Source organism: Streptomyces sp. M-16 (assembly GCF_052114405.1).
Lineage (GTDB): Bacteria > Actinomycetota > Actinomycetes > Streptomycetales > Streptomycetaceae > Streptomyces.
The window spans coordinates 1-13,173 of the sequence record NZ_JBFRER010000164.1; the positions used below are offsets into that span (position 1 = coordinate 1).

Annotated in this window: 11 protein-coding genes and 1 pseudogene; 6 read left to right on the plus strand and 6 right to left on the minus strand. The window is 73.2% G+C overall.

Annotated elements, in window-relative coordinates; genetic code table 11:
* Nucleotides 1-109: pseudogene (locus tag AB4039_RS38935) on the plus strand (lytic transglycosylase domain-containing protein); the annotation flags it as partial.
* 720 nt (nt 110-829) lie between these two features.
* Nucleotides 830-1,015 carry a helix-turn-helix transcriptional regulator gene (locus AB4039_RS38940; RefSeq protein WP_266844674.1) on the plus strand — a complete coding sequence of 62 codons (186 nt, stop codon included), beginning with the start codon at nt 830-832 and terminating at the stop codon, nt 1,013-1,015.
* Nucleotides 1,016-1,109: 94 nt separating this feature from the next.
* Here AB4039_RS38940 and AB4039_RS38945 read toward each other — a convergent pair whose 3' ends face one another.
* The 5 genes from AB4039_RS38945 to AB4039_RS38965 form a co-directional block, all read right to left on the minus strand.
* On the minus strand, nt 1,110-2,150 hold the full coding sequence (locus AB4039_RS38945; RefSeq protein ID WP_266844673.1) for a vWA domain-containing protein: 1,041 nt from the start codon (nt 2,148-2,150) through the stop codon (nt 1,110-1,112).
* A 96-nt stretch (nt 2,151-2,246) separates the two neighbouring features.
* Nucleotides 2,247-3,446, minus strand: coding sequence for an enoyl-[acyl-carrier-protein] reductase FabV (locus AB4039_RS38950; RefSeq protein ID WP_442272983.1), 1,200 nt, complete (start codon nt 3,444-3,446; stop codon nt 2,247-2,249).
* Nucleotides 3,447-3,756: 310 nt separating this feature from the next.
* On the minus strand, nt 3,757-5,067 hold the full coding sequence (locus AB4039_RS38955) for an NAD(P)/FAD-dependent oxidoreductase (protein ID WP_442272984.1): 1,311 nt from the start codon (nt 5,065-5,067) through the stop codon (nt 3,757-3,759).
* Between the two features lie 141 nt (nt 5,068-5,208).
* Nucleotides 5,209-5,631, minus strand: coding sequence for a UBP-type zinc finger domain-containing protein (locus AB4039_RS38960; RefSeq protein WP_442272985.1), 423 nt, complete (start codon nt 5,629-5,631; stop codon nt 5,209-5,211).
* Nucleotides 5,632-6,060: 429 nt separating this feature from the next.
* Nucleotides 6,061-7,350 carry a ClC family H(+)/Cl(-) exchange transporter gene (locus AB4039_RS38965; protein ID WP_442272986.1) on the minus strand — a complete coding sequence of 430 codons (1,290 nt, stop codon included), beginning with the start codon at nt 7,348-7,350 and terminating at the stop codon, nt 6,061-6,063.
* A 380-nt stretch (nt 7,351-7,730) separates the two neighbouring features.
* Here AB4039_RS38965 and AB4039_RS38970 point away from each other — a divergent pair, with 380 nt between their 5' ends.
* From AB4039_RS38970 to AB4039_RS38985, 4 genes are all read left to right on the plus strand, one after another.
* Nucleotides 7,731-8,831 (plus strand): LLM class flavin-dependent oxidoreductase, encoded by a 1,101-nt coding sequence (locus tag AB4039_RS38970; protein WP_442272987.1) that lies wholly within the window; start codon nt 7,731-7,733, stop codon nt 8,829-8,831.
* Nucleotides 8,828-9,490, plus strand: coding sequence for a CE1759 family FMN reductase (locus AB4039_RS38975; RefSeq protein ID WP_266844667.1), 663 nt, complete (start codon nt 8,828-8,830; stop codon nt 9,488-9,490). Before AB4039_RS38970 ends, AB4039_RS38975 begins: the two co-directional genes overlap by 4 nt.
* Before the next feature lie 131 nt (nt 9,491-9,621).
* Nucleotides 9,622-10,161 (plus strand): EF-hand domain-containing protein, encoded by a 540-nt coding sequence (locus tag AB4039_RS38980; RefSeq protein WP_266844666.1) that lies wholly within the window; start codon nt 9,622-9,624, stop codon nt 10,159-10,161.
* Nucleotides 10,162-10,320: 159 nt separating this feature from the next.
* Entirely contained in the window at nt 10,321-11,922 is a 1,602-nt protein-coding gene (locus AB4039_RS38985) for an NAD(P)/FAD-dependent oxidoreductase (RefSeq protein WP_266844665.1), read from the plus strand.
* 138 nt (nt 11,923-12,060) lie between these two features.
* Here the strand turns inward: AB4039_RS38985 and AB4039_RS38990 are convergent.
* On the minus strand, nt 12,061-13,173 hold a 1,113-nt coding region (locus AB4039_RS38990; RefSeq protein ID WP_442272988.1), incomplete at its 5' end, for a carotenoid oxygenase family protein.

The following is a 13,173-nucleotide window of genomic DNA, read 5'->3' on the forward strand; positions in this document are numbered from 1 at the left end:
CAACCCCAACCCGGCCACCCAGATCAAGTGGGGCCTGGACTACATGAACTCCCGCTACGGCAGCCCCGTCGGCGCCTGGAACTTCTGGCAGAACAACCACTGGTACTAAACCACCGGCGGACGGCCGACAGCGGACAGCAGGCCGCGGGCCGCGGACATCCGAAAACGCCCGGCAGGGACCACCCCGCCGGGCGTTTTCGCATACCCGCGGCCCGTTCCGCTCCGTCCCGGAGGAGTCCACCTGCGGTACGGGTGCGGGTGTGGGCACCCGCGCGGAGGGGAGGGGCAGGTGCCCACGGTGCGGCCGGGGCCGCTCGCCGACCGGCCGCCCTCTCAGCGTAGGTCCGTCGCCGCCGGGTCTGCCAGGACGGCGGGCACGCACACCCGCGCACGCAACCGCCTCCGCCGGGATAATGGGAGCTTGTGCCCCTCACGTTCTTCGGCGCGGGACGGCTGACGCGTGATCTGTACGCCGCCGCGAGCCAGAACGCGGGCCCCGGCGGGCAGGGGGCCGGGATCTCCCGGGTGCTCGCCCCCCCCTCCTGCCCCACGACGGGCTCAGCCTGGTGGCCACCGATCCGGCGACCGGGCTCGGCCTCGGGAGCTTCGGTTTCTGGCACGAGTACCCCCTCGCTCGTCTCCGACCTCGTCATGCACCGCTACCGGGGCGGCGCCCGCACCGCCCCGCCGCGCCAGCCGGGCTGCCCACCCCGGCCACCGTGATCGGCCCGCCGGGCGACGGCCCCTCGGACCCGCGGCTGCGCGAGATCCTCACCGCGCACGGGGCCGGCTCCGAGCTGCCGCTGCTCCTCCAGGACCGGCACGGGGTATGGGGTACGGGATCACCCCGCGCGAGCGCGCCACCCTCGGCGAACTGCGCACGGGCGCGGCCGTCAAACAGATCGCCCGGCGCCTCGACCTGTCTCCGTACATGGTCAACGACCATCTCAAGGCCCTGTTCCGCAAGACGGGTGCCGACGGCCGCGACGAACTCATCGCCGCCCTGACCCGCTGACCCCCCGACCGGGGACCCGGGTGTTCACCACGGTGCTGCGGGCCGCTCCTGACCGGGTGCGTCGTTCCGGGCACGACGCAGACGCGGGGGACGGTCAGCCCATGAGCAGGAGGCGGGTCTGCGGGACGAGCTTCCGGTTCACGCTGGTGCTCTGTACGAAGATCGTGAACTCGTCGTTGTGGTCCGGCTTGACGCGGACTTCCGTGCCGGGCAGGCCCAGCAGGGCGCGGGCCTCCGGGCCGGCGTAGACCCGGTCGGTCTTCTTCTCCAGCACCGCGATCTGCTTCCGTGCCTGGATCTTCTCCGACTTGCTGAGCTGGTAGAAGGCCCCGCCGGTGCGGTACGCGTGTCCGGACTCGATGACCCACTCCCGGATCGCCGCGTCACGGTCCACCGGGAGCAGCTGGTACTGACCCGGGTCCACCGGGGTGAGTCCGGCCGCCTTGATGGTGTCCTTGTTGACGGCCTCCGCACCCACGGAGAACACGGCGCGCGATCCCCGGATGCCCTTCGTGCGGCCCACCATGAACTTCTCGGTGGCCTCCCGGATGACCTGCCCGGCCTCCTCCAGGCCCTGCGTGCTGGTGGCGTCCCAGATGGCGATGTTCTCCTTCGGGAAGCCGTACTGCATGGCCTCCCGCTTGCCCATCTGGTCGGGCACCAGGACGGCCAGGGTCCAGTTGTCCTCCTGCTGCGCGATCATCTCGGCCACGGCCTGGACCAGTGCGCGCGGATCGCTGCCGGGCGCGTCCTGACAGCGGTGGCTCGCGTTCTCCTGACCGTCGGTCAGCACGAACGTCAGGAAGCTGTGGTCGCCGTACAGCTGGGCCGTCTGCGCCAGCTCGCGCTGTGACTTCAGGGCGGCCGCCAGCAGGGCCGTCATTCCCCCCACCCGGTACAGCTGCTTCAGGGACGGCATCCGCAGCACGTCCTTGTCGTAGATGACGCACTGCACGGTGTCGGCGAACACGTACACCGTGACGCGGGTTTCCTGGTCCAGTTCCTGCGACCGGCGGGCCAGGTAGGCGATCTGCTGGTCCGCCACCTCGATGACCTTGCCGCGCATGTGCGACATGGACGAACTGGCATCCAGTACGAGAGCAACGTGATTGATGTAGTTCTGGTTTCCGGACATGTCCGCTCCCCCTCATCGCGTTTCGATGTCCTCACCTTCGCACCCGCCACTGACAATCGACCGTGGCTCCCCGGCCCGGCCCGCCGCCCCGCGGCGCTACCGGCCGGGCCAGGGCACGTCGGTCTCGACCGGCCGGTCGTAGGCCACGTGGCCGACGCCCCAGCCGTACAACTCCCGGACCTGCTCCATGAACCAGTCGGCTCCGGGCCGGGACTCTCCGAGGCCCCGTTCGGGGTCGGCCCAGAGCGTGCGGACGCGCTCCTGTACCCGGTCGTCGAGCTCCCAGCCGTCGAGGCGGATCCGGCCCTGCTCGTCGAGGACGAGCGGGGTGTGGCCTTCGAGCTGGTCCCACAGGTCGGCGGCCTGCTCGGCGGTGGTGCGGAAGCCGTCCTCGCCGAGGACGGTACGCAGGAAGGCGGTGTACAGGGCGATGGAGGGGATGGCGCTGGAGGCCTGGGTGACCGCGGCGCCGGCCACGACGGTGAAGGCGCGGCCGTCCTTCTCCTTCAGCGGGGTGGAGGAGTTCAGGTCGCGGGCGGTACGCTCCAGATGTTCCTTGGCCGAGCCGATGGTGCCCTGTCGGTACACGGGCGCGGTGACCTCGGAGCCGACGTAGGTGAGGGCGACGGTGGTGACCTTCTCGGCGAGCAGGCCGCGGGCGGCCAGCGCGCCGATCCACAGGCTCCAGTCGTCGCCGCCCATCACGGCTTCGGTCGCGCGGGTCTCCTCTTCCGTGCCCGGTTCGATCCGAGCCCGTGCGACCTGCGGTTCAGCGCCGGAGAAGTCCAGCGCGGGTGCCTCGTACGCGGCGCCGAGCGGTTTGATCACGGAGTGGTGGACGATGCCGGTGGCCGGGTCGGTGCGCCGGGGGGCCGCGAGGCTGTAGACGAGGTGGTCGACCGGCCCGTAGTGCTCATCGAGAAGGTCGCAGACCCGGGACTTGGCCTCGGCGGAGAAGGCGTCGGTGTTCACGAACCGGATGTCGTGCCCACCGGCGGCGGCGAGTTCGGCGACGGCCGCGGTGCGGTACCAGCCGGCGGTCGCGGTGCGGCGACCGTTGTCGGGCGCCTCGAAGGCGACGCCGATGCCGCGGATGCCGTGCCGGCGCAGTCCGGTCAGCAGGGTGGCGAGGCCGTATCCGGCGGAGTGCCCGAGGACGAGCGCGACCGGGCGGCGGCCGTCGGCGCGCTCCGGGATGGCGTCCCACATGCGGCGCACGCTCTGCGCGGCGCCGTCGGGATGGGAATTGACGATCAGGAATCCGCGCTGCTTGGGCTCGATCTGGCGAAGGCTCACGAACGGTCCGTTCCGTCAGGGGGCGGGGGACGAGGAGCCTGCGTGGGTCCGCGACCGTGCTCGGGCGGCCGCTCTCCTCGTCCGGGATGATGACGGACAGCCGTGCTGCGGGCCGGCCACCGGTCGGACCGGGGTCGGACCGGAGTCGGACCGGGGCCGGGCCGTCCACCGGGAGTCCTGCTGTGGCTGCCGTCGTCGAAGAGCGTATCCACCGTCCGGACAGCCGTTCATGACGGCACGTCACACGTAAACGTGGTCTCTCCTTGTCATGTTCGGCATTGACACTCAGACCTTGATCATCAGCCCCCGGTCACGGCCGGCGCTGCCGGGCCGGGGTCTGCCGCGGCCTCCCGGTGGCACCGAGGTCGGCCAGGACCTCGCGCGCGGCCCTGGCCCCGGAGGCCAGCGCGCCCTGGAGGGAACCGGTCGCCCGGTGGTCGCCGCAGACGTATCGGCCGGGGCCGAAGCGGGTCGTCCTGGACAGGGGCAGCGGCGGGGGCATGGCGGGCAGCGCGTCCCGGACGGTGCAGCGGTGCACCAACTCCCAGGCGTCGGTGCCGGTGTCGTACGCCTCCGCCAGCGCGGCCCGGACCACCGCCTCCTCCGCGGAGCCGGGAGCGCCGAGGACGGAGGTGGAGATCAGGGCCCGGCCGTCGGGGGCGTAGCCGGAGTGGACCTCGCTGAGCACACAGGTGTTGAGGAACCGGCGCCGGGTGTCGACGAGCAGGGTGGGCTCGCGCAGGGGAGAGCGGGCGGCGGCGTGGTAGAGGGTGGTGACGGTGCGTCCGGCGGGGACGGCGAGTCCGGGCAGCAGCCCGGCCGCCGCCGACTGGCCGGTGGCGACGACGACCGCGTCGGCCCGGCGTCGCGTGCCGTCGGCCAGGACCACACCGTCCTCGGCGAGGCGGGCGACCGGAGTCCCGCGGCTCAGCACACCGGCGGGGAGCCCGTCGGCGAGCTGGGCGGGCACGGCGCCGATCCCGTCGGCCGGCAGGCACAGGGTGCCCCGGAGCATGCTGCGCCACACGAAGTGCAGGAACCGGGAGGAGGTCTCCAGGTCGTCCTCCAGGAACACACCGGAAAGGAAGGGCCGGAAGAAGGATTCGACCAGCTCGGCGGAGAATCCCGCATCGGCCAGGGCGGTCAGGGTGGTCCGCTCGGGGCGCGCCCGCAGTCGGCGGGGCGGAAGGAGCGCGTCCCGCGCCGTCAGGACGCCGAGCGCGGTCAGGTCGCGGGCAGAGGCCAACCGTCCGGGGAGCAGGTCGCGGCTTTCACCGGGTCGCCGGGTGGGGTCGGTGAACCGCCGCAGGCGCCCACCGCCGGTGTGGACGAGCACGCCCGGGGTGAAGGGGCGCAGGCGCAGCGGCCTGAGGGCGATGCGCCGTTTGACCTGCGGGTACGACGTGTTGAACACCTGGAAGCCGCGGTCGAGGACGAAGCCGGAGACATGGTCGGTGCGCATGCGCCCGCCGACCGCTTCGGCCGCTTCCAACAGGCTGACGCCGACGCCCGAGGCGAGTAGGTCGGCGGTGCACGCGAGCCCCGCCGCGCCAGCACCGACCACGATCACGTGCGTGCCGCGGCCGTCCCCGCCGCCACGGTCCTGTCCGTCTCGCCCCATGCGCGATCACCCTCTCATCGACCTCTCGATCCCCTGCACGGGGAGACGCCACGCCGCGTGGGAGGCCCCGCTCCCGGGCCCACCGGTTGCCTCCCCCCGGGTGGCGCACCCCGGTCGGGTCGGGGCGCAGGGGCACAGGCGCTACGGCGGGGCCTGGTCACGGCGATCACCTCTGTCCCCTTGCTTCGCCCCGGGCCGGCCCCGTGGATGCACCTGCTCGCCGGCGGGTGGTGGCGCCGGGACGAGGAAGAGGTGGTCGCGGTAGCACCAGGCCCAGCTCTCCCCGCTCCCGTAGGACTCGGCGATCGGGTGGGACGAAGACTCCGCGTGCGCGTGGGCGTGACGGCCGGGTGAACTGTCGCAGCAGCCCACCTCTGCGCAGGTCAGGCAGCGCAGCAGCCGGTGCCAGGGTGTTCCGAGCGCCAGACAGGCGGCGCAGCCCTGATCCGTGGCGCGATCGGGGGGCAGGAGGGCCTGGTCGAGGTGGGCGCACGTGGTGCCGTCGGGGCGCCCGCCGTCGGGGGCGGTGCGCCATGGGGGATCCTGCCCGTGCGGACCGTTCATCGCCCTCCTCCCTCGGGGTGCGGCTCGGCGGCGGCAGGGGCGTCGGGGTCTCCGGGCCACCATAAGCGGCTGCCGGGCGGACGGCACCGGCAGCGCGCCGCCGCCCGGGCCGGCGGGCAACCGGCCGAAACGGTCTGCGCGCCCACGCGCGGGACTCCTCGACGGAGTCGATCCCCTGGTCGAGGATCATGCTGGGCATCCGCGTCTCCATCGGCAGGGTTCCCCGGCCAGGCCGAAACGGTAGGCCTGCTCGGCATGTTCGCCGGGCTGCCGGGCCCTTCACCCGTGTGCTCCCCGTGAAAACGACGACGATGCGGGACAGGCCGGGGGGAATGGCCTCGGCGGCGACGGGGGCGGGGCAGGCCGAGTGAAGCTTCGCGGAGTGCGGCGGGCCGCCGGTCCGGAGGGTGGCGACCGGGCGGCGCACCGTCAGGGGCGTTGCAGCATCCTGCGGCGGAGGCTGTCGTAGATCGGCTCGCTCTCCAGGTGGTCGGCGGTGACCGTCGCCGCGAAGCACGCGACGAGCAGCGGGAGYCACAGCGAGACCGCGCCCGTCATCTCCGCGGCCAGGACGATGCCGGTGACCGGTGCGCGGACGACTCCGGTGAACAGGGCGGCCATGCCCACGACGGCGAACGCGGCCGGCCCCGGCGCGTGTGGGGGCAGCACGGGCGCGGCGAGCGCGTGGACCAGCGTCCCCCACAGGGCGCCGAGGGCGAGGAGCGGGGCGAACAGTCCGCCGGGGGTCGCGGCCGCGTAGCTCAGCGGGCCCGCGACGAACCGGACGGCGAGGTAGGCCGTCAGGGCCGTCACGCTCGGGCCCGCCGCGGTCAGCAGGCGCTCCGTCAGCGCGTCGCCGCCACCCGCCAGCAGCGGGTCCACCGCCATCAGCGCGCCGACCAGGGCGCCGATTCCGGCGGCGCGCAGCGGCACCGGCACCCGCGTCATCCGGTCGCACAGGTCGAGCGTTCCCACGACCAGGTGGGCGTACGCGGCGCCGAGGGCCCCGGCGGCCGCGCCGAACAGCAGGAACGCCGGCAGCGTCCACAGCGGCGGGGCCGGGAGGTCCGGCACCGGGAAGACGGGCGAACCGCCCACGATCAGCTTGGCACAGGCCACGGCGGTGACGGTGCCGAGCAGCGTCAACAGCACCAGACGGGGCCGGAACGACCGGGTCACCTCCTCGCAGACGAACAGGAGCCCGCTCAGCGGGGCCGAGAACGCCGCGGCCAGGCCCGCCCCGCCGAGCGCGGTGTGCAGCAGCCGGGCGTCCTCGGGCCCGAGCCTGCCGTGCCGGCCGGCCAGGACCCCGATGGCGGCGCCCATGTGGACGGTCGGGCCCTCCCGTCCCAGGATCAGGCCGGAGCCGATCGCGACGAGGCCACCGGCGAACTTCGCGGGCAGCAGCCCCCAGGGGTGTGTGTCGCTCTCCCGCCGCCACACCGCTTCCACGTGCTGGATGCCGCTGCCGGCCGCGTACGGGACCCGCCGGGCGATGAGGTGGGCGACCAGCGCGCCCGACGCGGTCAGGGCGATCGGGACCAGTACTCCGGCGGCTCCGAGCCCCGCGGCGGCCCCCAGCAGCGCACGGCGGAGCGCGTCGGCCCGTTCCAGGCACCATCGGAAACCGCCGCCCACCAGCCCGACCAGGCATCCTGCCGCCGCAGTGACCACGAAGGCGCGTACGTCCGCCGCGAGAGGGGGCCGGGCACCGGGCATGGGCCACCCCTCCTGCGAGCCGCACGGACCTGTCGGCCGAGCCTCCCCGCTCGGGCGGCCCGGGATGGCGCACCGCGCCGTGGCCGGGCCGCCCGCCACCCCGACCGGCCGAACGCCGCCTCCCGGACCTCCCGCTCCGGGTGACGGCGCAGACCGACGACGGCGGCGCGGCAGGCCTCCGGCCACCGCCGGCGGGCTCCGAGGGTCCGGGCGGCCCCGGCACGGCCCGGCCGGGGAACCCCCCCCGGGGCCTCGGTCCCCTCCGCGCCCGCCCCCGCGCGAGCGGCGAGTGGATCTTCCCCTCCCGGACCCGGAATACAGCGACCGCACCCCCTGTTGGCAGGCATGGTTGAAACATAAACAACTCTGGAAGGGGAGCCATGCAGTTCGGGATCTTCACCGTCGGTGACGTCACGGCCGATCCGGCGACCGGACGCGTACCCGGCGAACACGAGCGCATCAAGGCGATGCTCGCCATCGCGCAGAAGGCCGAGGAAGTCGGCCTGGACGTCTTCGCCACCGGTGAGCACCACAACCCGCCCTTCGTCCCCTCCTCGCCGACCACGATGCTCGGCTACATCGCCGCGCGCACCGAGAGCCTGATCCTCTCCACGTCGACGACGCTGATCACCACGAACGACCCGGTGAAGATCGCCGAGGACTTCGCGATGCTCCAGCACGTCGCGGACGGCCGCGTCGACCTGATGATGGGCCGCGGCAACACCGGACCGGTCTACCCCTGGTTCGGCAAGGACATCCGCGACGGAATCGACCTCGCCATCGAGAACTACGCGCTGCTGCGCCGCCTGTGGGACGAGGAGACGGTCACCTGGCAGGGCAAGTTCCGCACCCCGCTGCAGTCCTTCACCGCGACGCCCCGCCCGCTGGACGGCGTCGCGCCCTTCGTCTGGCACGGCTCCATCCGCTCGCCCGAAATCGCCGAGCAGGCCGCCTACTACGGCGACGGCTTCTTCCACAACAACATCTTCTGGCCGCCCTCCCACACCCGGCAGATGATCGAGCTGTACCGGCAGCGCTACGCCCACTACGGCCACGGCACCCCCGAGCAGGCCATCGTCGGACTCGGCGGCCAGGTGTTCATGCGCCGCAACTCCCAGGACGCGGTGCGCGAGTTCCGCCCCTACTTCGACAACGCCCCGGTCTACGGCCACGGCCCGTCGCTGGAGGAGTTCACCTCCCAGACCCCGCTGACCGTCGGCTCCCCGCAGCAGGTCATCGAGCGGACCCTCTCCTTCCGCGACTACGCCGGCGACTACCAGCGCCAGCTGTTCCTCATCGACCACGCGGGCCTGCCCCTGAAGACCGTCCTGGAGCAGCTCGACCTGCTCGGCGAGGAGGTCGTGCCGGTGCTGCGCAAGGAGTTCGCGAACCTGCGTCCCGCCGGAGTGCCGGACGCGCCCACGCACCGGGCCCGCGTGAGCGCGGCCCGGGAGACCCCGGAGGAGGGGACGCAGGCATGAAGACCGTCGTCGTGTCGGCGGGGCTGAGCTCGCCCTCCTCGACCCGCCTGCTCGCCGACCGCCTCGCGGCCGCGACGCTCCGGCACGTGGACGCCGAGCCCCAGGTGATCGAACTGCGGGACCTGGCCATGGAGATCGCCCAGCACCTCGTCACCGGGTTCCCGCCCGCCCGACTGGCCGCCGCGCTCGACGCGGTCGCGTCCGCCGACGGCCTGATCGCCGTGACCCCGGTGTTCGCGGCCTCGTACAGCGGCCTGTTCAAATCGTTCTTCGACCTCATCGACAAGGACGCGCTCACCGGCAAGCCGGTCCTCCTCGGTGCGACCGGCGGTACGGCCCGGCACTCCCTGGTCACCGAACACGCCATGCGCCCGCTCTTCACCCACCTGCGCGCACTCGTCGTGCCGACCGCCGTCTACGCGGCCTCCGAGGACTGGGGTCGCCAGGGTCTGGCGCAGCGCATCTCCCGCGCGGGCGCCGAACTCGCACGCTTCATGGCGCCCGTCGCCGGGCGGGCCGCCCCGGACGTCGACACCGCCGCCGCGATCGCACCCCGTTCGGCGACGGGGGCGGTCACTTCGGTGGACCCGGCGGACGGCTTCGAACCGGTGCCCTTCGAGCAGCGGCTGGCCGCGCTGCAGGCCGGACCCACCGCGTGACCCCACCGGCCGCGTCACCCGGAACGCGCACTCACCCCTTCTTCGCCTGCGGGAAGGGCGGGGCGTGTGGTTTCCTGGGCCCCGCCACGCAGCGTCACGGGACGACTGCATGAAGTGAAGGGGATGGTGCCGTGAGCGTTCTGGACATCAAGCTGGACCGGTCGTTCGATGTCTTCGACTCGGACCGGGACGGGCGGCTCGTGAAGTCGGACGTCATCGGCCTCTCGGACAGGCTCGCCGAGTCACTCGGCCTGGCCCCGGACGCCGTGGCCGGGCTGAGGGAATCGCTGGCGGACCTCTGGGACACCGTCTTCCAGGCGATGGACAAGAACGACGACGGAGGGGTGGACCGGCAGGAGTTCCGGGCCGCCTTCCGGGCGCGGATCATCACGGACCGGAACAGGATCTGGGAGCGCATCAGGACGATGAGCAACGCCTGGACCGAGCTCGCCGACCGCGACCGCGACGGCATGCTGAGCCGTGACGAGTACACCTCTCTGCTCCACGGCATGTTCCGCCTGCCCCGTGAGACCTTCGACGAGGCGTTCGACCGTCTGGACGCCGACGGGGACGGGCAGTTGAGCCGCGACGAGATCAGCTCCGCCATGAAGGAGTACTACACGAGCGAGAACCACTCGGCCCCCGGCAACCAGTTCTTCGGCCGCCTCTGAGGAGTCCGCAGGGGGGCACCGCCATGCCCCCCTGCGGCCCCGCCCGCCTGCGGTCGCATCCGCGGAGCTCCGGGGCCGCCGAGCCGATTCGTATCGGGCCCCCGCTCGTTGAACGCAAGAGGAAGCCGATCTCCCACGACCTATCTGGAGGACCTCTTGATGGCCGCCGAAGCCGCACTGCCGGTGATCGTTCTCTCCGACTCCGATCCGCTCCGCCGGCACGAGACGGCCGAGCTGGTGCAAAGCTGGTACCGGACGTCGTTCCGTGTGCTGCAGGTCGGTGGCCCGGCGGAGGTGGTCAGGGCGCTGAACACGCTGGCCGACCGGCAGGTACCCGTCGCCGCCGTGCTCGCCGATGAAGCCCCCGACCCCGCTGCGGCGCACCCCGGTGTGCGCTGGCTGTCGCTGACCGGACGCCGCGACGCCGTGCCCGGCTCGCGCACCGCACCGGCCGGGAGCGACGAGAACCCGGCCGAGCACCTCCGTGGTGCCCTCGACGACTCCCTGTGCACCTGGAACGCCGACTTCCGCGGCGATCTGCCGACGGCCGAGGTGCGCGGCAGCCGCTTCTCGCCCGCCGCCTACGCGGTACGCGACTTCCTCGGCCGCAGCGGCGTCATCTTCCGCTGGCTGCCCGACGAGGACGTACGGGACGCCCCGGTGCGCGTCCGGCTGGGCGACGGCACCGAGCTGGCGGACCCCCCGATCAGCGAGCTGGCCGAACGGCTCGGTCTCATCCGGCCGGCCGAGCAGGACCACTACGACGTCGTGGTGATCGGCGGTGGCCCCGGAGGGCTCTCCGCGGCCGTGTACGCCGCCGCCGAGGGCATGAGCGTCGTCGTGATCGAGGACGACGCGCCCGGTGGGCAGGCGGGATCGACCTCACGGATCGAGAACTACCTCGGGTTTCCCGTGGGCCTCACGGGCGGGGACCTCGCCCAGCGGGCCCTGCAACAGGCCCGCAGGGCCCGCGTCGAGTGGCAGCCCACCCGGGTGGCCGGCCGGGTGACCCCGACGGACACGGGCGGCCACACGGTCGAGTTCACCAAGGCGGGTACCGACGAGACGGCCTCGGTGACCGCCGCCGCGGTGGTCGTCGCCACGGGAGTGGACTGGAACCGCCTCACGGCTCCCGGCGTCGACCGCCTCCTCAACTCCGGCGTGTACTACGGATCGTGCCTGTCCGACGCCCCCTCGACCGTGGGGGAGGACGTGTACATGGTGGGCGCGGGCAACTCCGCCGGACAGGCCGCCCTCTACTTCGCGCGCTACGCCCGCAGCGTCACCCTGCTGGTCCGGGGCACCGACCTCGGCGCCTCCATGTCGAGCTACCTGGTGCAGCGCATCGAGCGGACCCCGGGCCTGAAGGTCCTGCTGGGCACCGAGGTGGCCGAATGCCTCGGCGGGACCACCCTCACCGGGCTCCGGCTCCGCGAGCGCGCGGGCGCCGAGCGAACGGTCTCGGCGCACTGCCTGTACGTCCTGATCGGCGGCCGCCCCTCGACCGAGTGGCTCGGCGGCACGCTGAGGCTGGACGACCGCGGGTACGTCCTGACCGGCAGCGGCGGGGCCGGGCCGGAGGCGCTGCCGATGGAGACCAGCCTGCCCGGGGTCTTCGCCGTGGGCGATGTGCGGTCCGGATCCGTGAAGCGGGTCGGCGCCGCCGTGGGCGAAGGCGCCGCGGTCGCGCAGTCCCTGGTCGAATACCGGCGGCGGCGTCCCGAGCGCTTCCAGGACGCGCGAGCGTCCTGCGGCTTCTGACCGGCCCGCCGGGCAGACCCGAACGGCCCCGCGAGCAGGCAGCTCGCGGGGCCGTTCGGGTCTGCTCGGGCGGTACGGGTGGCGCCGGGGGCGGCGAGGGCGGTCACCGGCACGCCGGAGTTCCTCGGGGTGACGTGCTCAGACGCCGTCGGGGACCCAGGAACCGTGGACACCCGCGGGCACCCGCCGCGGCAGGTGGACGGCGGCCACCCGCTCCAGGCCCGAGGCGTCGAGGACCAGCAGCTGCGAGGCGTCCTGCTTGAGGTCGGAGACCACGGTCAGCAGATAGCCGTCGTCCTCGCACGTGGCGTCCGCGGCGGGTACGAAGACGGCCTCGCTCGGCATCCGGGCATCGCCGGCCGGGCGGACCCGGCGGGCGCCGGTGGTGCGGTCGTACTTGACGACGCCGTAGCCGCCGAAGCCCTTTTCGTCGGGGAAGGAGATGGCGTACTGGTAGCGGTTCTCGGCGCCCAGGTAGGCCTCGTTGAGGGTCGGGAACTCCACCGGCAGGTCGTCGATGATCTGCTCGGCGACCGTACCCTCGGCCAGGTCGATGACCCAGCGGCGGGTGTAGGAGCGGGAGGCGGGCTCGCTGCCGCGGCCGGGCGCGCCGACCCACCAGTTCCAGGAGAGCCGAAAGCCCTCGCGGTCCACGGTGGGGCCTTCCAGGACGATGCGGCCCTGGCCGTCCTCGTAGGCGTTGGAGACGTGCAGCATGTTGCCCGGTTCGACGGAGAACCAGCGGACGTGGCGGGCACCGTCCGCGCCGCGCGGCATCACGCCGATCCGGGCGGGCTGCCCGTCGCTCCAGGCGTAGGGGATGCCGGAGTGCTCGGCGGGATCGAAGGTGACGTTGCCCTCGACGAAGACCACGTGGCGGCGGGTGATGGCGAAGTCGTGCTTGAGGGAGGCCGTGGCTCCCGGGACCTCGGCGCTGTCGGTGATCCCGCCCTTGGCGTCCGCGACGTGGTGGATCAGGTGCGGGGGGAAGGGCGAGGAGGAGAAGAAGTGGAGCTCGCCGGTGGCCGGGTCCTGCTTGGGGTGCGCGGTCATCGCGGAGGTGAGCCGGCCGGCGAAGTCGTACGCGCCGACGGTCTCCAGGTCCGGTGTGAGCTCGAAGGGGAGGTTGGCCTCGCACAGGGCCAGCAGGCGTCCGCCGTGCTCGATGACGTGGGTGCCGGCGGTGCTGGCGGTCAGGTCGGGTCCGTGCTCGGTCATGTAGGGGGCGCCGTCGAGGGCGGGGGTGTGGAC